We start from the raw sequence: 20,056 nt of genomic DNA, 5'->3' as shown, positions 1-20,056 counted from the left end.
TCAGTCCTCCAGAACGTCGAGCAGGCCAAGCGGCAGCGGAACGTCCATGGCTTTATCAAAGAGTAAATAAAGGCCAACGCTCACCAAGCTGATGATCACGCTGCTGGGCAGCCAGCGACCGCCATACAGACGCGCCAGCGGGATGCCGACCAGGATGCTGCTGAGGATAAAACCGAGAGGTTCGAAGGTGCCGGCGAAGATCAGCAACAGCACGATACACAGGCCGATCTTGGTCAGGGTTTCACGGTCCAGTTTGGGGTCATCTTCGCTGTGCACCACGGGGGAGGGGCGAAAGATCATGTAGGCCAGCCCCAATCCCATTAATGCCAGCATCAGCAAAGGGAAAGCGCGAGGACCAACGGGTTCGTAGGAAAAGGCTGCCTGATAAGGCCAGGCCATCGCCGCCAAACCGGCGCAGACAAGCAGCAGGGCCGAAGCAAATACGCGTTGTGCAAGCATGGTTTACTCCTGGGCTGTGCCCCTGGGTGCAGGGGCACAGCCAGTGGTCGGCGGCGGTTACTGGATCAGGCCGAATTCCTGGGCCAGGACTTTGTAGTCAGCCACCTGCTTTTTCACATAGGTGTCCAACTCCGGGCCGGTCATGGCGAAGGGGAACAGTTCGCGCTGATCACGCAATGTGGCGAAATCTTCGGAGGCCAGCAGCTTGTCAAAAGCCTCTTTCCACCAGGCGTACTCTGCATCGCTGACTTTTGGCCCCAGGTAGAAGCCGCGTACGACAGGCCAGACAATGTCGTAGCCCTGTTCCTTGGCCGTCGGGATGTCCTTCATCTCCGGCTCGTCGAGGCGCTCGTTGGCGAATACGGCGAGCAGGCGCATATCACCGCTCTGGATATGGGGCATGGAGTCGGAAATATCCGTACTGCCTACCTGAATATGGCCGCCCAGCAGCGCGGTAGCGATTTCACCGCCACCCTCCAGGGCCACATAACGCAGGTCACGGGGGTTGATCCCGGCGGCCTTGGCGATCAGGGCGGTCTGCATCCAGTCCTGGCTGCCCACGGTGCCGCCTGAGCCAATGACCACTTTGCTCGGGTCTTTTTTCAGGGCCTGGACCAGATCATCAAGATTTTTGTAGGGCGAGTCCTTCTTCACCGCAATGGCCCCGTAGCTGGTGCCGACCGCTGCCAGCCAGCGCACGGCGCTTTCATCGAAGCGGCCGAACTTGCCCTGGGCCAGGTTAAGCAATGAGCCACTGGACCAGGCTACCAGGGTGCCGGCATCGGCCGGGCGCTGGGCGACCACGGCGTTATAGGCAACAGCCCCCACGCCACCCGGCATGTAGGTCACACGCATGGGTTTGCTCAGCAGCTTCTCGTTGACCAGTGCGCTTTGCGCCAGTTTGCAGGTCAGGTCAAAGCCACCGCCAGGGGACGCCGGGGCAATGCATTCGGGGCGTTTGGGTTCAGCCAGCAGTTGGCCAGTGAAGAGCATGCAGCCGGCCGCAATAGCCAGAGTGCGCAGGGGGAATTTCATATCGTCTCCTCAGGAGCTTTTATTTTTATAGGGCAGTTTTGGGGTGTGCGAAATCATCGCGACAGAGCGCGGGTAGGGGGGGAATACAGGGATGAAGGGCTTCGGGCTGATAAGTCAGCATGCAGGTGCTCCATTATTGTTCTTATTGGCGAAAACGCTTCAAGGCGTTTTTCGGGCCGTTATGCAGTGCATGACGGCGACAGGCATTACTGTCAGTCTCGTGATGCTAACCGGCCAACCTTTCGCTAACCTTTCAAAACAGATTCACTGTTTTTGCGCTTCACAGCACTCCTGCCGTCTGTACACTCCGCGCACAAAAGGCTGCGGCCAGGACAAAAAATCGAGGTAAAACCGATGCGTGTGCTTTTGGTCGAGGATCAGCTACAGCTGGCCGAGAGTGTTGCCCAAGCCCTGAAAGGCACAGGCCTGACCGTGGATGTATTGCATGATGGCGTAGCCGCCGACCTGGCCTTGAGCAGTGAAGAGTATGCCGTGGCAATTCTGGATGTAGGCTTGCCGCGCATGGATGGTTTTGAAGTGCTGGCGCGTTTGCGAGGCCGTGGCAAAACCTTGCCGGTGTTGATGTTGACTGCGCGCAGTGACGTCAAGGACCGGGTTCACGGGCTTAACCTGGGGGCCGATGATTACCTGGCCAAGCCATTTGAGCTGACGGAGCTGGAAGCCCGGGTCAAGGCGCTGCTGCGGCGCAGTGTGCTGGGTGGTGAGCGGCTGCAGCAATGCGGCGCCCTGGTGTACGACCTCGGAACCCGGCGCTTCACCCTTGGTGATGAGCTGCTGGTGCTGACCTCCCGCGAGCAGGCGGTACTGGAAGCGCTGATAGCGCGCCCTGGCAGGGTCATGAGCAAGGAGCAACTGGCCGCTCAGGTGTTTGGCCTGGATGAGGAGGCAAGCCCGGACGCCATCGAGATTTACATTCACCGACTGCGTAAAAAACTCGACGGCCAGGCAGTGGCGATCGTGACGTTCAGGGGCCTGGGGTATTTGCTGGAAGGCCGCGATGTTTAAGCTCGACAGCTTGCGCTGGAGCCTGTTGTGGCACCTTACGCTGTTGCTGGTTGTGTTGATGCTGGCGAGCAGCTTGAGCGCTTACTTCAACGGTCGCGAGGCCGCCGATACGGCGTATGACCGAACCCTGCTGGCATCGGCACGAACCATTGCCGCCGGGCTCTCGCAGCGTGATGGCAGCCTGAGTGCGGATGTGCCCTACGTTGCCCTTGATACCTTTGCCTACGACAGCGCCGGGCGAATCTACTACCAGGTCAATGATATTCATCAGAAGCTGATTTCCGGTTATGAAAATCTGCCCGCGCCGCCAGCTGGCACGCCGCGGACCGATGATTATCCGGCGTTGGCGCGTTTTTATGATGGCACTTATCTCGGCCAGAACGTGCGCGTTGTGAGTTTGCTCAAGGCTGTGAGCGAACCCAGCATGAACGGCATGGCGGAAATTCGTGTGGCCGAGACCGACGAAGCACGGGTGGCCATGGCCCGTAGCTTGATGGCGGACACCTTGCTGCGCCTGGGCATGTTGGGGTTGGGGGCATTACTGGTGGTGTGGTTTGCCGTAAGCGCCGCACTGCGCCCGCTGGAGCGTTTGCGCAGCGCCGTGGAGGAGCGCGAGATGGATGACCTGCGCCCTTTGCCGCTGGTGTCCGTGCAAAGAGAGTTGCGGCCATTGGTGCAGGCACTCAATCATTTTACCGAGCGTTTGCGTGGGCAGTTCGCTCGTCAGGCGCAGTTTATTGCTGACGCTGCCCATGAGTTGCGCACACCTCTGGCAGTCCTCAAGGCCCAGCTTGAATTGGGCTTGCGTGCAAAGGAACCGCAGACCTTGCGCCATACCCTTGAGCAAGCGGCCCAGGGTACGGACCGGTTGACCCATTTGGCCAATCAGTTGCTGTCGCTGGCGCGCATCGAAAACGGCGCCCGGGCTATTGCCGAAGGCGGTGCGCAGTTGCTCGACCTGAGTCAGTTGGCCCGTGAGCTGGGCATGGCCATGGCGCCACTGGCCCATGCCCGCGGGTTTGCCCTGGCGCTTGAGGCCGACCAGCCGGTCTGGCTATACGGTGAGCCTACGTTGCTGCATGAACTGCTGAGCAATCTGGTGGACAACGCCATGGCTCACACACCGGTGGGTGGCAATGTGATTTTGCGCGTGACAGCGCCTGCCGTGCTGGAAGTCGAAGATGATGGTCCGGGCATTCCCCATGAAGATCGCGAACGGGTATTTGAACGCTTCTATCGACGTAATCAGCAGGTGGCCGGGTCGGGGCTGGGGCTGGCGATTGTGGGTGAAATCTGTCGCGCCCACCTTGCCCATATCAGTTTGCATGATGGCGTGCAGGGCGGGTTGAAAGTGCGGGTGAGTTTTGTGCCGGCCAATGGGCGCTAGCCCTGTGACATGGATGGATAAATACCCTGGCCAGTCGACCCGGCGTCAAATCCCCTGTGGGAGCGGGCTTGCCCGCGATTGAATCGATTCGGTGTAACTGACAGACCGCGTCGTCTGCATCGCGAGCAAGCCCGCTCCCACAGATTCAGAGGTTCAGATAAGCATCCAGCGCGCTTCGTGCAGTTGCTCCTGAAACTTCAGGTCATCAGCTTGCACCTTCAACTTCTTGAGCGCGGGCAGGGCGACCAGTGCTTCCATGTCTTGCCCCATAAACACGGTAGCGATTTGCACCAGATCGATGTAGTCGATGGCTTTGGTTTGTCGGGAAAAATCCTGATACTGCCCGGGAATCTTTAGCAGCATTTCCGGAAACTCCCAGCCTGCCAGCAGCTTGTCACCAATCAGCGGGTGAATGCTGTCGATGACGTGGTTAAGCGAAACCGGATCGGAAAGCAGTTCGTTGTGCTCTTCGGCGTAGGTCAGGATGGGCAAGACGCCGATCTGGTGCACCAGGCCGCCCAGTGCCGCCTGGTCAGGCTTGAGCAAGGTATGACGGCGGCACAGGGTGTAGCAGATGCCGGCCACTTCCAGGCTCTGGCGCCATACATCGCGCATTTTCTGCTCGACCACCTCGGAGCGGGCATGGAAAATCTGCTCCATCACCAGCCCGATCGCCAGATTGCTGCTGTAGTTAACACCCAGGCGGGTGATGGCCGTGTGCAGGTCAGTCACCTCACGGGTGGCACGCAACATCGGGCTGTTGACCACTTTGATCAGTCGGGCTGACAGCGCGGTGTCACGACCTATGACCTTGCTCAAGTTACTGACGCTGATTTCAGGGTTTTCCGCGGCCTTGCGAATGTTTAACGCTACTTCCGGTAGTGTGGGTAGAACCAGGTCATCTCTATCAATGGCCTTAAGCAAGTCCATTTGGACTCTGTGCGCCAGCATGCTCATTTCTCTAGGTACTGCATTTCAATGTGTGGCAATCAACGCTGGATTTCGCGATCGCGGTCCAGTTGATACGGCAGCTCAAGCAGTGAAAGGCCAGGGCCTTGCAGGTCACCCAAGTGAATATCTCCGGCTTGCGCAGCATCGCTGGTCAGCACGGCTAGCAGCTCAACACCGTTTTCGGCGTTAGCGGCCAGTACCACTTCGCCCACGGAACTGGCGTGGGACGGGGTAAACAGCGGCGTGCCGGGGGCGGGCGCAGCATGCCCCGCCTCAAGGGACAGGCGGTAGAGGTGGCGTTTGAGTTTGCCCAGGTATTGCATGCGGGCAACGATTTCCTGGCCGGTGTAGCAGCCTTTTTTGAAGCTGACACCGCCTACGGCCTGCAGGTTGATCATTTGCGGAATGAACAACTCACGGGTTTGGGCCATGACCTGGCCAATGCCGGCGCGAACCTGGCCCAGCAGCCATTGGTTGAGGTCGGCCTCGGGCAGCTGTGCCTTGAGGTGCTGAACGAGGCTTTCAGTCTGTTCGACAGGGGCCCAGAGTTCCGCGCGGCCTTCAGAAGCGCGAATGGCGATCAGGTCGCTGGCGCGGGCAACGCTGTCAGTTTCAGCTGGCAGGTCCAGGCCCAGGCTTTGCAGCACCGAGTCGGCATTTACCAGGCCAAAGCGTACCCAGTTGGCACTGTCATCGGTCAGTTTGGACTTGGAGAACACCGCGTACTTTTTCAGGTCCGCCAACTGCGGTTCAACCAGTTCGCGCGCCATTGCCAGCAGGCAGCCGTTGTCTTGCAGCACGATGCGAAAGCTCGACTGCATACGGCCTTTTTGCGTGCAGCGGGCGCCAAGGCTTGAGCGGGTTTCACTCAAATAGTTGAGGTTGCAGGTCAGCTGCCCTTGCAGAAACTTGCTGGCGTCGTTGCCGATCACAGCAAGGATGCCTTCGTGGTTCAGGGTGCAAAAAAAAGCAGAGTCGGCCATGGGTCATCGCAGTTGAATAAGTCTGGAACACATCATAGAGGTGCGCCCTGCAAATGGGTAGTTCGCAAAGGATGGACGGGGCCGACCAAAGCCGACTGTTCTATGACGGATCGGCCTGTATACTTGCGTTCTATTTGAGGAGCGCTCCATGGTCGAAGATGTTGAACTCAATCGTCTCTACTGGCACAGCCGCCGCGGCATGCTTGAACTTGACGTGTTGCTGGTGCCTTTCGTCAAGGAGGTGTACGCCACCCTTAATGACGTAGACCGCGAATGCTATCGCAAGCTGCTGGAGTGCGAAGACCAGGACATGTTTGGCTGGTTTATGGAGCGCAGCGAGTCCGAGGACCCTGAGCTGCAGCGCATGGTCCGGATGATTCTGGACCGTGTCCAGCCCAAGTAATTATTTTGAATGCCGCTGGCATGCCTCGGGGCAATTGCTGGCGGCGTATCTTGCAGCCCAGTCGCTGGCGCTGATATCTATTTGCCTTCTTTCAATCCCTGCCTCGGCACACCTGCTCGGCGCATTGCTGTGTCTGGCTCACGGGGCCTGGGTGTTGCCAAGGCATATCCGCCTGACCCATGGCAGTGCCATTACCCGGTTGCGTCATGATGTTGATGGCTGGCAGTTGTGGAGTCGTGACCAAGGCTGGCAGGCCGTGCAACTGCGCCGTGACAGCCTGGCGCTACCCCTGGTGGTAGTGGTGCGCTTTCGCTTGCCGGGTGAGCGGCGGGTGCGTGCGGTGTGCATTCCGGCCGCCGCGCTGGCACCGGATCAGCACCGGCGCCTGCGCGTGCGACTGAAGTTCAGTCGGCGTAGGTGGCTGGCACCAGAATAGTGTCCAGCGCTTCGGGCAGCATGTGCGGGTAGTCGAGGGTGTAGTGCAGGCCGCGCGACTCCTTGCGGGTCATGGCACTGCGGATCATCAACTCGGCCACTTGCGCCAGGTTGCGCAACTCGATCAGGTCACGGCTGACCTTGTAGTTGCTGTAGAACTCGTCAATTTCATCCAGCAGCAGGCGCACCCGGTGCTGGGCCCGCTGCAGGCGCTTGTTGGTGCGCACGATGCCCACGTAGTCCCACATAAAGCGCCGTAGCTCATCCCAGTTGTGGGCGATGATTACGTCTTCATCGGAGTCGGTCACCTGGCTGGCATCCCAGCTCGGCAGTGCGACGGGGGCGGCGATTTCGGGCGACTGGGCAAGGATGTCTGCCGCTGCCGACTTGGCGTACACAAAGCACTCGAGCAGCGAGTTGCTGGCCATGCGGTTGGCACCATGCAGGCCGGTGAAGCTGGTTTCGCCGATGGCGTACAGGCCCGGCACATCGGTGTGGCCATGTTCGTCGACCATCACGCCGCCGCAGGTGTAATGCGCCGCAGGTACTACCGGGATGGCCTGTTGAGTGATGTCGATACCAAATGCCAGGCAGCGCTCATATACAGTCGGGAAGTGGGCCTTGATAAAGCTATCGGGCTCATGGCTGATATCCAGGTACACACAATCGATGCCCAGACGCTTCATTTCATGGTCGATGGCCCGGGCGACGATATCCCGCGGGGCCAGTTCGCCCCGCGGGTCGAAGCGATGCATGAAACGCTCGCCGTTGGGCAGCTTGAGGTGCGCGCCTTCGCCCCGCAGGGCTTCAGTGATTAAAAAGCTCTTGGCTTGCGGGTGATACAGGCAGGTGGGGTGGAACTGGTTGAACTCCAGGTTGGCCACCCGGCAACCCGAGCGCCAGGCCATGGCAATGCCATCACCGCAGGCACCGTCCGGGTTGCTGGTATAGAGGTACACCTTGGCTGCGCCACCGGTTGCCAAAATGGTGAAGCGCGAGCCAAAGGTGTCGACTTCACCCGTGGCACGATCCAGCACATAGGCACCGAGGCAGCGATCACCTTCCAGGCCCAGGCGGCGTTCGGTAATCAGATCGACGGCAACGCGCTGTTCGAGCAGTTCGATATTGGGGCGCTGGCGGGCCTGTTCGAGCAATGTCTTGAAAATCGCCGCGCCGGTGGCGTCGGCCGCATGGATGATGCGCCGGTGGCTGTGCCCGCCTTCTCGGGTGAGGTGGAACTCAAAGCCCTGTTGCTCGGGGTCGATGCTGTCATCGCGGGTGAAGGGTACGCCCTGATCGATCAGCCACTGGATGGCTTCGCGGCTGTGCTCGACGGTAAAGCGTACCGCGTCTTCGTGGCACAGCCCGCCACCGGCATTGAGGGTGTCTTCGACGTGGGACTGCACCGTGTCGGTGTCATCCAGGACAGCGGCGACGCCGCCCTGGGCCCAGAACGTCGAACCATTGGCCAGATCGCCTTTGCTCAGCACTGCAATACGCATATGGCTGGGTAACGTGAGCGCAAGGCTCAAGCCGGCAGCGCCGCTGCCAATCACCAGCACATCATGTTGAAAATGTTGGCTCATTCTTCTCACATCCGCAAAAAAACGCCCTCTGGTATCTCTAGTATATAGAGGGGGGGATCGGCACAATGGCCGGGCCTTTATGGCATTGTGAAATTACAGCGGGCGCAAAGTGTGCCTCAGACACGAAGGGTCTGCATGTTGATTTGCACAATTAATCTGCATGCTGGGGCAGTGCTCTGGAATGGCGCGGGTTCTGATACGCTTCCAAGGTACTGCAGGGCTTGTTTTATACGAAGTTTTTGAACTTTTCGTATAGCCAGGGGTTCCATAGTGGGCTGCCCTTGATGCAGGGGAACGGCGTCCAGATTGATGCGGGGTTTGTTTTTTCGACTCGACAGCTGAATTTGACGACAAGATTATTGACGCAGCCGGCCAGGCCCGAGCTGCGTTTTCGTGTGTGCCAAATCCGGGCACGCAGGAAACTTGCCAGGGGGGAGAGAACTTTTGCGAAAAGCCCGAGTCTATGTTTGCAAGCCTGATCAATTAGCACAGCAATCTTCCTCCCGGTCTTATGAGGAGTATTCATGCTAGCCCAGGAAGAGGATCAGCAGCTGGTCGAGCGCGTACAGCGTGGCGACAAGCGCGCGTTCGATCTGCTGGTGTTGAAGTATCAACACAAAATTCTCGGGTTGATCGTGCGTTTCGTGCACGACACCCATGAAGCCCAGGACGTTGCCCAGGAGGCCTTTATCAAGGCGTACCGGGCACTTGGTAATTTTCGCGGCGACAGTGCCTTTTACACATGGCTATATCGCATCGCCATTAACACGGCGAAAAACTATCTGGTGTCACGCGGTCGACGTCCGCCTGACAGCGATGTGAGTTCGGAAGATGCCGAGTTTTATGATGGTGATCACGGTCTCAAGGACCTCGAATCGCCGGAGCGCGCTTTGCTCCGAGACGAGATCGAAGGCACCGTTCATCGCACTATTCAGCTACTGCCAGAAGATTTGCGTACGGCTTTAACTTTACGTGAATTTGATGGTCTGAGTTACGAGGACATTGCGAGCGTCATGCAATGCCCGGTGGGTACCGTGCGCTCCCGGATTTTCCGCGCCCGGGAAGCCATAGATAAAGCCCTGCAGCCGTTGTTGCAGGAAAACTGAGACAGCGGCGACAGCCAAGAGAGGAACCGCCATGAGTCGTGAAGCCCTGCAGGAATCGCTGTCCGCAGTGATGGATAACGAAGCGGACGAACTGGAACTACGTCGGGTATTGAATGCCTTCGACGACACACAAACCCGTGACACCTGGTCCCGTTATCAGGTGGCCCGTGCTGTGATGCACAAGGACCTGTTGATTCCGCGCCTGGACATCGCATCTGCCGTTTCGGCCGCGCTGGCTGAAGAGCAAACCCCGGCCAAGGTTGTCCGCGGGCCGTGGCGCAGCATTGGTCGCCTGGCCGTAGCCGCGTCGGTTACCGTCGCTGTTCTGGCGGGTGTGCGGCTGTACAACCAGGATGACATCGTTGGCAACCAGCTCGCCCAGCAGAACCCTGCGCAGAGCCTGAGTGCACCGATGGCCAAAGGTCCGGCAGTACTGGCCAACTACAGCGAGAGTGCCGATCAGGCCACCGGCCCGATGGCCAACGGTGTCCTGCAAGGTCAGCCGGGCTGGCAAGATCAGCGTTTGCCTGGCTACCTGCGCCAGCACGCAGAGCAAGCAGCGCTGAAAGGGGCTGAAAGCCCTCTGCCTTATGCTCGTGCTGCGAGCCTCGAAAACCGTTAAGGACCATCATGCGCGTCCTACCTTTGCTACCTCTTCTGCTCAGTGGCTGGTTTGCAGTACCGGCCCACGCCGATGAAGCCCAGGACTGGTTAAAACGTCTTGGGCAGGCCGAGCAACAGCATAGCTATCAGGGTACTTTCGTTTACGAGCGTAACGGTAGTTTTTCTACCCACAGCATCTGGCACCGCGTGCAGGATGGCAAGGTTCGTGAACGGTTGATGCAGCTTGATGGCACTGCGCAAGAGGTGATCCGCTCGGATGGGCGCACTGAATGTGTCACTGGCAAACAGGCTTCCGGGTTGGGCGATGTCACGGCTGTCGCGGCGCGTCAATTCGATGTCCAGAAGTTCAATGACCTGTATGCCGTGGCAATCGAGGGCAACTCCAGGGTCGCCGGTCGCCCGGTAGTGGTCATATCGTTTGCTCCGCGTGATCAGCATCGCTACGGTTTTGAGCTGTATCTGGATCGTGAAACCGGTTTGCCTCTCAAGTCCTTGTTGCTCAATGACAAGGGGCAGTTGCTTGAGCGCTACCAGTTTACGACCTTTGCCACCACGCCTCCTGATGACAGCCAGCTCACGCCTGCGGGGCAGTGCCGTGCTGTTGCCCCTGCCGACAAAGGGGCCGGGCAGGTCAATTCGGTTCAGGCCTGGCACTCTGACTGGCTGCCCTCCGGTTTTGAGCAGGTCAGCAGTACGGTGCGCCGTGATCCGCGGACCAAATCCGAAGTCACCAGCCTTCTGTATGACGATGGCCTTGCCCGTTTTTCGGTGTTTATCGAGCCGGTCAAGGGCGCTGCTGTTCCAGATGCCCGCGTCCAGCTCGGGCCCACAGCTGCGGTCACGCGCCACCTGAGCACGCCTCAGGGAGACATGATGGCCACGGTGGTGGGTGAAATTCCCATGGGCACTGCTGAACGAATTGCCCTGTCGATGCGTGTCGGTGAAAACGATGCTCAGGCCAAACCATAGGGTTGCATCGACATGGCGGGTGACAATTTTCGATTTGCCATTTTTATCTCTTTTTATAAAGGTCAGAGCCCCAAAGGGCTTTGGCCTTGTTTGTTTTCCGGGGTCTGAAAAACGGTCTATGCTTTTGACTTGTTTTTAGGTGCCTGTCGCTTAACTCTGCTGTTATTAACGGGAGCTGTATGTCGATGCCGCGATTGAAATCTTATCTACCCATTTTTGCAGCCGTGCTGATGCTCGGGCAGGCAGTGCCGGTGATGGCTGAAGCGCAGTTGCCTGATTTCACCCAACTGGTTGAACAGGCTTCGCCAGCCGTAGTGAATATCAGTACCACGCAAAAGCTGCCTGAGCGTCGGGTTTCCAGCATGGGCCAAATGCCCGACCTGGAAGGCCTGCCGCCTGGCCTGCGCGACTTTTTTGAGCGCAGCCTGCCACCTGCACCCGGTGGCAAAGGCGGGCGTCAGCGCGAGGCCCAGTCCCTGGGCTCGGGCTTTATCATCTCGCCCGATGGCTACATCCTGACCAACAACCACGTGGTTGCAGATGCCGATGAAATCATTGTGCGCCTGTCCGATCGCAGTGAAATGAAAGCCAAGCTGGTGGGCACTGACCCGCGCTCTGACGTGGCCTTGCTGAAAATCGATGGCAAGAACCTGCCGGTGCTCAAACTGGGCAAGTCCCAGGACCTCAAGGCCGGCCAGTGGGTGGTTGCGATCGGTTCGCCATTTGGTTTCGACCACACCGTGACCCAGGGCATCATCAGCGCCATGGGCCGCAGCTTGCCGAATGAAAGCTATGTGCCGTTTATCCAGACTGACGTGCCGATCAATCCGGGCAACTCGGGTGGTCCGCTGTTCAACCTGGCGGGCGAAGTCGTGGGCATCAACTCGCAAATCTATACCCGTTCGGGCGGTTTCATGGGCGTGTCCTTTGCAATCCCGATCGATGTGGCGATGGACGTTGCCAACCAGCTCAAGGCTGGCGGCAAAGTCAGCCGTGGCTGGTTGGGTGTGGTGATCCAGGAGGTCAACAAGGACCTGGCCGAGTCTTTCGGTCTGGAAAAACCTGCCGGTGCACTGGTGGCGCAGGTACTTGATGACGGCCCGGCTGCCAAAGGTGGTCTGCAAGTGGGCGACGTGATTCTGAGCATGAATGGTCAGCCGATCGTCATGTCGGCAGATTTGCCGCACCTGGTTGGCGCACTCAAGGCCGGCAGCAAGGCTAACCTTGAAGTTATTCGTAACGGCAAGCGCCAGAATCTGGAGCTGACTGTGGGCGCTATCCCTGATGATGCAAAAGACATCGCTTCGGGTGGCGGCGCTGAACAAAGCAGCAACCGCCTGGGCGTGTCCGTAGCGGACTTGAGTGAAGAGCAGAAGAAAGCCAACGACATCAAGGGCGGTGTGATCATTACTGACGTTCAGGACGGTCCTGCGGCCTTGATCGGCCTTCAGCCTGGCGACGTGATTACGCACTTGAACAATCAGGCCATCACCAATGGCAAGGAGTTCACCGAGATCGCCAAGGCATTGCCGAAGAACCGTTCGGTGTCGATGCGGGTTCTGCGTCAGGGGCGTGCCAGCTTTATCACGTTCAAGCTGGCGGAGTAAGCCGCACAGCCGTGAGGGAGCGGGCTTGCTTGCGATAGCATCGGCGCGGTTCAACGGCGAAACCGCGTTGCCTTCATCGAGAGCAAGCCCGCTCCCACAAGGGCAATAAAAAAGCCCGTATCGCGAGATACGGGCTTTTTTTTATTTCTTCTGCTTGGGGACGCGTACCAACTGCGTATTGGAATACATGTCATGCCAGGTGCGTTTTTGCTTGTCGAAGATCGACCAGACAAACCCCAGCCCCAGGCACAACCACGAGCCTATGGACACGATAAAACGCAGAAGGGCCTGCCACAGGCTGATTGCCGTGCCGTCGGCGTTCTGTACGCGAACTCCCCAGACCTGCATGCCCAGGGTTTGCCCGGAGTGGGTCCAGAACTTGGCAAAGAAACCGAACAGGACGAAAAACAGGAGGGTCGACAGCAGCGGGTCACCATCCAGGGCGCCTGCTTCTGACAGTTCGCGCATTTTGGCTTCGCCAATAAAGCTCATCATGATCAGCTTGTAGATAAAGGTCGTGACGATCAGCAGGGCGGTACACAGCAGAAAGTCGTAGAACATGGCTGCCAGGCGGCGCCCCAGGCCAACGGCGGGAAAGTCGCCTTGAGGGCTAAGCGGTTGTTTCGACATGGCAGGGTCTCGTGAAGGAAAACAGCCATCTTACGGAATAACGGCCATAAAAAAGCCTCTGATGTCACCATCAGAGGCTTTTGTGCACGAGATTTAAGCTTCTGCTTGAACTTCGTCAGCCTGCAGGCCTTTTTGGCCCTGTACCGAGATGAAGGTCACTTTCTGGCCTTCCTTCAGGCTTTTGAAGCCGTTGCCCTGGATGGCACGGAAGTGCACAAACAGGTCCGGGCCGCTTTCAGGGGTGATGAAACCAAACCCCTTCTCGTCGTTGAACCACTTGACCGTACCGCTCTGACGTTGAGACATTTCTTAATTCCTTGACGCTAACAATTAATGACAGCCTCTTTCACATGAAAGAGTACTGGTGCTGGGTTGCAGGAAAGTAAGAGACGCAGAACGGGATGTAGCAAGCATTGAGCTACTGCCCAGGTCACGATTCCAGCGACCCATGCAAACACAGTGGGCAAACTCTACGAAACTGTAATTGAAAAAACAAGCCCCTTTAAATACGCCGCAGGGCCGCTGTTTTTAATACTCTAAACGCAGAGTCAAAGAGCGGATCGTTATAGAGGTGTTCAATTATTTTCGTGTAATAAAGACTGTTTTCGCTATCGAAAGTTTGCACTGTTATGTAGCAGTTGCATGACACGTACGCACCGTGAACATGCAACTGTATAACTTACTGTTTAACCTCTGTAATAACGTTGCGCTACAAACGGCATTTTCGACACTTTCATCGGCACGCGCTTGCCCCGCACGATGGCCCAGACTTCAGTGTCCACAGGCGTGAATGCGATATCCAGATAACCCATTGCCAAGGGTGCGCCCAACGTTGGCCCAAAACCGCCGCTGCATACGGTGCCGATCTCGGTGCCGTCGGCATCGACGATTTGTGCGCCTTCACGCACCGGGGTGCGTTCCTGGGGCAGCAAGCCCACTCGTTTACGCGCTACGCCGTTTTGCTGCTGGGCAAAGATGCTCTCGGCACCCGGGAAACCACCGGCCCGCGGGCCGTCAGCGCGACGGGCCTTGGAGATGGCCCAGAGCAGGCTGGCTTCGATAGGCGTCGTGGTGTCGTTCATGTCGTGGCCGTACAGGCACAGGCCCGCTTCCAGGCGCAGCGAATCCCGTGCGCCCAGGCCGATGGCCTGAACCTCTGGCTCGGCCAGCAGACGGCGGGCCAGTGCTTCGGCGTGCTCGGCCGGCACTGAAATCTCAAAACCGTCTTCGCCGGTATAACCCGAGCGGCTGACGTAGCAATCCGCGCCCAGTAAGGTCACCGGGGCAAATTGCATAAAGGTCATGTTCGCCACTTGCGGTGCCAGGCGTTGCAGTACGCTGACTGCAGCCGGGCCTTGCAGGGCAAGCAGGGCGCGCTCTTCAAACAGCGGCTGGATCTGGCAGTGGGCGCTCAAATGCTTGCGCAGGTGGGCCAGGTCCTGATCCTTGCAGGCGGCGTTGACCACCAGGAACAGCTCGTCATTACCCAGGTTGGCGACCATCAGGTCATCGAGGATGCCGCCCTGTTCGTTGGTGAACATGGCATAGCGCTGCATACCCACTGGCAGGTCGATGATATCCACCGGCACCAGTGCTTCCAGGGCTTTGGCCGCGTCAGCACCGGTCAGACGGATCTGGCCCATGTGCGATACATCGAATAACCCGGCCTGTTCACGGGTGTGCTGGTGCTCTTTCATCACCCCTAGCGGGTACTGCACGGGCATGTCGTAGCCGGCAAACGGCACCATGCGGGCGCCGAGTTCAAGGTGCAGTGCATGCAGCGGGGTTTTAAGCAGTTGTTCGGTGGACATTCGAGACTCCTTGAAAATCAGCACTCAATAATGTTGACGGCGAGACCGCCGCGGGCGGTCTCCTTGTATTTGCTTTTCATGTCGGCGCCGGTCTGGCGCATGGTGCGGATCACCTTGTCGAGCGAGACAAAGTGCTGACCATCACCTCGCAGGGCCATGCGCACTGCGTTGATGGCCTTGACCGAGCCCATCGCGTTACGTTCGATGCACGGCACTTGCACCAGCCCGCCAATCGGATCGCAGGTCAGGCCGAGGTTGTGCTCCATGCCGATCTCGGCGGCGTTCTCGACTTGCTGCACGCTGCCGCCCAGCACTTCACACAACGCGCCGGCCGCCATTGAACAGGCCACGCCGACTTCACCCTGGCAGCCGACTTCGGCCCCCGAAATCGAAGCGTTTTCCTTGTACAGAATGCCGATGGCGGCGGCAGTGAGCAGAAAACGCACCACGCCGTCTTCATTGGCGCCGCCGATAAAGCGCATGTAGTAATGCAAAACGGCCGGGATAATTCCCGCCGCACCGTTGGTAGGCGCTGTGACCACGCGCCCGCCGTTGGCGTTTTCTTCATTGACGGCCAGGGCGTACAGGTTCACCCAGTCCAGTACTGACAAGGCATCGCGCAGCGCGGCTTCCGGGTTGGCACAGAGCTGACGGTGCAAGGCCGGGGCACGGCGCTTGACCTTCAAACCGCCGGGTAAAATCCCTTCATTGCGACAGCCGGCACTTACGCAGTCCTGCATGACCTGCCAGATTTTCAACAGACCGCTGCGGGTCTCGGCTTCCGGGCGCCAGGCGCCTTCATTGGCCATCATCACTTCACTGATCGACAGGTGATGGGTTACGCATTGGCGCAACAGGTCCTTGGCGGTTTTGAAGGGGTATTGCAGCACAGTACTGTCTTCGACAATTCGGTCGGCACCTGCCGCGCCTTCGTCCACCACAAAACCACCGCCGATCGAGTAATACTCGCGGCTGCGGATCTGAATGCCGGCGGCATCCAGTGCCCGAAAAATCATGCCGTTGGGGTGATAGGGCAGGGGTTTGCGAATCATCGCCAGGTGTGATTTTTCGATGAATTCGATGGGGTGTTCGCCCAGCAGGTTCAGGCGCCCGCTGCTGCGAATCGCGGCCAGTCGTTCGGCCACGGTTTCGGTGTTGACGGTATCCGGATGTTCACCTTCCAGCCCCAGCAGCACGGCTTTGTCGCTGCCGTGGCCTTTGCCGGTGGCGCCGAGGGAACCGTAGAGTTCAACTTTTACGCAGGCTGTTTGTTGCAACAGCTCATCACGGCGCAGACCTTCAACAAAACGCGCAGCAGCACGCATAGGGCCGACGGTATGGGAACTGGAGGGGCCGATGCCAATCTTGAACAGGTCGAACACGCTTAACGACATGGGGTTCTCCGGTTTCTTATTGTGTGGGTAGGCAAATCATCTGTAGCCGCTGCCGCAGGCTGCGATAAAGCCCGCAGGGCCTTCGCCGTTGTGCCCGAAAGCGGGGCCGCCTCGCAGCCCATCGCAGCCTTCGGCAGCGGCTACAGGTTTTGACTTATGCCTCCTGATAGTTCTCGATCGACGGGCACGCACACACCAGGTTGCGGTCGCCAAATACGTTGTCGACACGACCGACCGGTGGCCAGTACTTGCCTTCGATCAAGGACGCAACCGGGTACACCGCCTGTTCGCGGCTGTAGGGGTGAGTCCATTCGCCGACCATTTCAGCGGCGGTGTGCGGGGCGTTTTTCAGCGGGTTGTCTTCCTTGTCCAGGCCACCGCTCTCGACTTCGCGGATTTCTTCGCGGATGCAGATCATCGCTTCACAGAAGCGGTCGAGCTCTTCCTTGGACTCGCTTTCGGTCGGTTCGATCATCAACGTGCCGGCCACCGGGAACGACATGGTCGGGGCGTGGAAGCCAAAATCGATCAGGCGCTTGGCCACGTCATCGACGCTGATACCGCTGGTTTCCTTGAGCGGGCGCAGGTCGAGGATGCATTCGTGGGCGACCAGGCCGTTGCTGCCCGAGTACAGCACCGGGTAGTGCTCTTCGAGACGGCGGGCGATGTAGTTGGCGTTGAGGATGGCCAGTTGCGATGCACGCTTGAGGCCTTCACCGCCCATCATGCGGATATACATCCAGGTGATCGGCAGGATGCTGGCGCTGCCAAACGGCGCCGCGCAGACTGCGCCTTCCTTGCGTTCCATGGCCGCGTGACCCGGCAGGAACGGCGTCAGGTGCGATTTGACGCCAATCGGGCCTACACCCGGGCCGCCACCGCCGTGAGGGATGCAGAAGGTTTTGTGCAGGTTGAGGTGGGACACGTCGCCGCCGAACTTGCCCGGAGCGCACAGGCCCACCATCGCGTTCATGTTGGCGCCGTCGATGTACACCTGGCCGCCGTTGTCATGAATGATGCCGCAGATTTCGCGGATGCCTTCTTCGAACACGCCGTGGGTGGAGGGGTAGGTGATCATCAGCGCGGCGAGGTGGTCGCGGTGCTCGATGGCCTTGGCACGCAGGTCTTCGATATCAACGTTGCCGCGGGCGTCACAGGCGGTGACCACCACGCGCATGCCGGCCATGTTGGCGGTGGCCGGGTTGGTGCCGTGGGCCGAGGACGGGATCAGGCAGATATCGCGGCGCTCGTCGCCACGGCTCTGGTGGTAGGCACGAATGGCCAGCAAGCCGGCGTATTCGCCCTGGGAACCGGCGTTTGGTTGAAGGGAAATAGCATCGTAGCCGGTAGCCGCGCAGAGCATGGCTTCCAGTTCGGTGGTCAATTGCTGGTAGCCCAGGCTTTGTTCGGCAGGCGCAAACGGGTGCAGGTTGCCGAACTCGGCCCAGGTAACCGGGATCATTTCGCTGGCGGCGTTGAGCTTCATGGTGCACGAGCCCAGCGGGATCATGGTGCGGTCCAGCGCCAGGTCCTTGTCGGCCAGGCGACGCAGGTAGCGCATCAGCTCGGTTTCAGAGTGGTAGCGGTTGAACACCGGGTGGCTGAGGATCGGCGACTGGCGCAGCAGGGCGGCGGGCAGGGTGCCCGTTACGCTGGTGGCCAGTGCGTCGAAGTCAGGCAGGGCCTGGCCGTCTGTGGCGAGCAATGCCCACAGTGCAGTGACGTCGGACTGGCTGCTGGTTTCATCCAGCGACAGGCCCAGGCGCTGGTCGTCGATCACGCGCAGATTGATGTTCTGCGCATGGGCCTTGGCGTGCAGCGCAGCGGTGTGGGTGCCGGTGTTGAGGGTCAGGGTGTCGAAGAACTGTTCCTGCTCGACCTTCAGCCCCAGATCGCTGAGGCCACGGGCCAGGATCGCGGTCAACTGGTGAGTGCGTTGGGCGATTTGCGTCAGGCCTTTAGGGCCGTGGTAAACGGCATACATGCTGGCGATGTTGGCCAGCAGCACCTGAGCGGTACAGATGTTGCTCGTGGCCTTCTCGCGGCGGATATGCTGCTCGCGGGTTTGCATGGCCAGGCGCAGCGCCGGTTTACCGTGACGGTCAACCGAAACACCGACCAAGCGGCCCGGCATGTCGCGCTTGAACGCATCGCGGGTGGCGAAGTAGGCCGCGTGCGGGCCGCCGAAGCCCAGTGGTACGCCAAAGCGCTGGGCGCTGCCGATGGCGACGTCCGCGCCGAACTCGCCCGGCGGGGTCAGCAGGGTCAGCGCCAGCAGGTCGGCGGCAACAGCCACCAGGGCGTTGGCGGCGTGGAAACGCTCGACCAGTTCGCGATAGTCGAATACATCGCCGTTGCTGGCCGGGTATTGCAGCAACGCGCCGAAGAAGGCTGTCACGTCAGTCAGTTCGCGCTCGTCGGCCACAAACACTTCAATGCCCAGCGGCTCGGCACGGGTGCGCAGCACGTCGAGGGTTTGCGGGTGGCAGTGGCTGGAGGCGAAAAAGCGGTGGCTGGTTTTGTTCTTGCTCAGGCGTTTGCAGAAGGTCATGGCTTCTGCAGCAGCGGTGGCTTCGTCGAGCAGCGAAGCGTTGGCAATCGGCAGGCCGCTAAGGTCGCTGATCAGGGTCTGGAAGTTGAGCAGCGCTTCGAGACGGCCCTGGGAGATTTCCGGCTGGTACGGTGTGTAGGCGGTGTACCAGGCCGGGTTTTCCAGCAGGTTGCGCAGGATCGGCGAAGGCGTGTGGCAGTTGTAATAGCCTTGGCCGATATAGGTTTTGCACAGCTGGTTCCTGGCTGCGATGGCCTTGATCGAGGCCAGGGCGTCGGCTTCACTTTGCCCGGCCGGCAAGTTGAGCACGCTGGTGCCCTTGATGCTTTCCGGGATCACGCTGGCGCTGAGACCTTCAAGGGAATCAAAGCCCAGGGTGGCGAGCATGGCCTGTTCATCGGCCTGACGCGGGCCGATATGGCGCGCGATAAATTCATTGGCGGTGCTGAGATTGATGGTCATGGCTGGGCTCTCAGTTGTCGTCTTGGGCTTTGATCAGGCGGTCATAGGCGTCCTGATCGAGCAGTTGGCCAACAGCGTTGGCGTCGGCGGGCTTGAAGCGGAAGAACCAGCCTTCGCCCAGCGGGTCTTCGTTGACCAGTTCCGGGCTGCTGTCGAGCGCCGGGTTGACTGCGATCACTTCGCCGTCCAGGGGCATATACACGCCGCTGGCCGCCTTGACCGACTCGACAGTCGCGGCTTCGGCGCCCTTGTCGTAGGCCTGCAGCTCGGGCAATTGCACAAACACCACGTCACCCAGAGCGTTTTGCGCAAACGCGGTAATCCCCACGGTTACGCTGCCGTCAGCTTCGGCGCGCAGCCATTCGTGGTCTTCAGTAAAACGCAATTCGCTCATGGAAACTCCTCAAGGCCAGACAGGTCTGGTGGTCACAGGTAAATGCTCGTGCAGGTCGAGCTTATGAGGAGTTCTCTGCAAGATGGTTGCCAGTTTAAAAATATCCTTATTTATCAATGAGTTAAGATTTTAAAAGAGGTATTCGAAGAGCAAGACTGTAGCGAATTCGATACAGCCTGAAGGCCATAAAAAAATCCAAGGGGATCAAAGCCTTGCGTGGCATGGGTAGAGAGGGTGTGTATC

The 20,056-nt window shown here is 59.2% G+C and carries 19 protein-coding genes; 8 read left to right on the top strand and 11 right to left on the bottom strand.

Features of this window, described 5'->3' with window-relative positions; all coding sequences use genetic code 11:
* On the bottom strand, positions 1–459 hold the full coding sequence (locus FHL07_RS12235; protein WP_095001350.1) for a tripartite tricarboxylate transporter TctB family protein: 459 nt from the start codon (positions 457–459) through the stop codon (positions 1–3).
* Positions 460–516: 57 nt separating this feature from the next.
* On the bottom strand, positions 517–1,494 hold the full coding sequence (locus tag FHL07_RS12230) for a Bug family tripartite tricarboxylate transporter substrate binding protein (RefSeq protein WP_095020843.1): 978 nt from the start codon (positions 1,492–1,494) through the stop codon (positions 517–519).
* 354 nt (positions 1,495–1,848) lie between these two features.
* Here FHL07_RS12230 and FHL07_RS12225 point away from each other — a divergent pair, with 354 nt between their 5' ends.
* Together FHL07_RS12225 and FHL07_RS12220 are read left to right on the top strand one after the other, a co-directional pair.
* The gene (locus tag FHL07_RS12225; protein ID WP_095001352.1) at positions 1,849–2,520 is read left to right on the top strand and encodes a response regulator; all 672 of its coding nucleotides are present in this window, start codon (positions 1,849–1,851) and stop codon (positions 2,518–2,520) included.
* Entirely contained in the window at positions 2,513–3,907 is a 1,395-nt protein-coding gene (locus FHL07_RS12220; RefSeq protein ID WP_095001353.1) for a sensor histidine kinase, read from the top strand. Before FHL07_RS12225 ends, FHL07_RS12220 begins: the two co-directional genes overlap by 8 nt.
* 153 nt (positions 3,908–4,060) lie before the next feature.
* Here FHL07_RS12220 and FHL07_RS12210 read toward each other — a convergent pair whose 3' ends face one another.
* Entirely contained in the window at positions 4,061–4,864 is an 804-nt protein-coding gene (locus tag FHL07_RS12210; RefSeq protein ID WP_095001354.1) for an HDOD domain-containing protein, read from the bottom strand.
* Between the two features lie 32 nt (positions 4,865–4,896).
* Positions 4,897–5,841, bottom strand: coding sequence for a CAF17-like 4Fe-4S cluster assembly/insertion protein YgfZ (ygfZ, locus tag FHL07_RS12205; protein WP_095001355.1), 945 nt, complete (start codon positions 5,839–5,841; stop codon positions 4,897–4,899).
* 148 nt (positions 5,842–5,989) lie between these two features.
* Here ygfZ and FHL07_RS12200 point away from each other — a divergent pair, with 148 nt between their 5' ends.
* Together FHL07_RS12200 and FHL07_RS12195 are read left to right on the top strand one after the other, a co-directional pair.
* Positions 5,990–6,244, top strand: coding sequence for an FAD assembly factor SdhE (locus FHL07_RS12200; RefSeq protein ID WP_048363403.1), 255 nt, complete (start codon positions 5,990–5,992; stop codon positions 6,242–6,244).
* A complete protein-coding gene (locus FHL07_RS12195) occupies positions 6,228–6,680 on the top strand; it encodes a protein YgfX (RefSeq protein ID WP_138738523.1) in 453 nt (150 codons plus the stop codon). The genes FHL07_RS12200 and FHL07_RS12195 overlap by 17 nt, the downstream gene beginning before the upstream one ends.
* Here FHL07_RS12195 and nadB read toward each other — a convergent pair.
* Positions 6,649–8,265 (bottom strand): L-aspartate oxidase, encoded by a 1,617-nt coding sequence (gene nadB, locus FHL07_RS12190; protein ID WP_095024516.1) that lies wholly within the window; start codon positions 8,263–8,265, stop codon positions 6,649–6,651. The genes FHL07_RS12195 and nadB overlap by 32 nt on opposite strands.
* Positions 8,266–8,789: 524 nt before the next feature.
* Here nadB and rpoE point away from each other — a divergent pair.
* The 4 genes from rpoE to FHL07_RS12170 all read left to right on the top strand — a co-directional run bounded on the left by rpoE (position 8,790) and on the right by FHL07_RS12170 (position 12,571).
* Positions 8,790–9,371, top strand: coding sequence for an RNA polymerase sigma factor RpoE (gene rpoE, locus FHL07_RS12185; RefSeq protein ID WP_016782046.1), 582 nt, complete (start codon positions 8,790–8,792; stop codon positions 9,369–9,371).
* 31 nt (positions 9,372–9,402) lie between these two features.
* Positions 9,403–9,993: a sigma-E factor negative regulatory protein gene (locus FHL07_RS12180; protein ID WP_095019735.1), complete on the top strand. Its 591-nt coding sequence runs from the start codon at positions 9,403–9,405 to the stop codon at positions 9,991–9,993.
* Positions 9,994–10,001: 8 nt separating this feature from the next.
* Entirely contained in the window at positions 10,002–10,964 is a 963-nt protein-coding gene (locus FHL07_RS12175) for a MucB/RseB C-terminal domain-containing protein (protein WP_095027214.1), read from the top strand.
* 185 nt (positions 10,965–11,149) lie between these two features.
* Positions 11,150–12,571: a DegQ family serine endoprotease gene (locus FHL07_RS12170; RefSeq protein WP_370688609.1), complete on the top strand. Its 1,422-nt coding sequence runs from the start codon at positions 11,150–11,152 to the stop codon at positions 12,569–12,571.
* Between the two features lie 141 nt (positions 12,572–12,712).
* Here FHL07_RS12170 and FHL07_RS12165 read toward each other — a convergent pair whose 3' ends face one another.
* The 6 genes from FHL07_RS12165 to gcvH all read right to left on the bottom strand — a co-directional run bounded on the left by FHL07_RS12165 (position 12,713) and on the right by gcvH (position 19,813).
* Entirely contained in the window at positions 12,713–13,201 is a 489-nt protein-coding gene (locus FHL07_RS12165; protein ID WP_095001368.1) for an RDD family protein, read from the bottom strand.
* A 93-nt stretch (positions 13,202–13,294) separates the two neighbouring features.
* Complete coding sequence (locus FHL07_RS12160; RefSeq protein WP_016782052.1) at positions 13,295–13,507, bottom strand: cold-shock protein; 213 nt, start codon at positions 13,505–13,507, stop codon at positions 13,295–13,297.
* A gap of 380 nt (positions 13,508–13,887) precedes the next feature.
* Entirely contained in the window at positions 13,888–15,012 is a 1,125-nt protein-coding gene (gcvT, locus tag FHL07_RS12155) for a glycine cleavage system aminomethyltransferase GcvT (RefSeq protein WP_095001369.1), read from the bottom strand.
* 17 nt (positions 15,013–15,029) lie between these two features.
* On the bottom strand, positions 15,030–16,406 hold the full coding sequence (locus tag FHL07_RS12150) for an L-serine ammonia-lyase (protein WP_095019740.1): 1,377 nt from the start codon (positions 16,404–16,406) through the stop codon (positions 15,030–15,032).
* 154 nt (positions 16,407–16,560) lie between these two features.
* Positions 16,561–19,419 (bottom strand): aminomethyl-transferring glycine dehydrogenase, encoded by a 2,859-nt coding sequence (gcvP, locus tag FHL07_RS12145; RefSeq protein ID WP_095024518.1) that lies wholly within the window; start codon positions 19,417–19,419, stop codon positions 16,561–16,563.
* Positions 19,420–19,429: 10 nt separating this feature from the next.
* Entirely contained in the window at positions 19,430–19,813 is a 384-nt protein-coding gene (gene gcvH, locus FHL07_RS12140; protein WP_095001372.1) for a glycine cleavage system protein GcvH, read from the bottom strand.
* Positions 19,814–20,056 lie beyond the last annotated feature (243 nt).

The sequence above is a fragment of the Pseudomonas sp. FSL W7-0098 genome, assembly GCF_005930585.1.
GTDB lineage: Bacteria > Pseudomonadota > Gammaproteobacteria > Pseudomonadales > Pseudomonadaceae > Aquipseudomonas > Aquipseudomonas bubulae.
The sequence above is the reverse complement of the archived record's forward strand: the minus strand, read 5'-3'. Positions and strand labels throughout refer to the sequence as shown.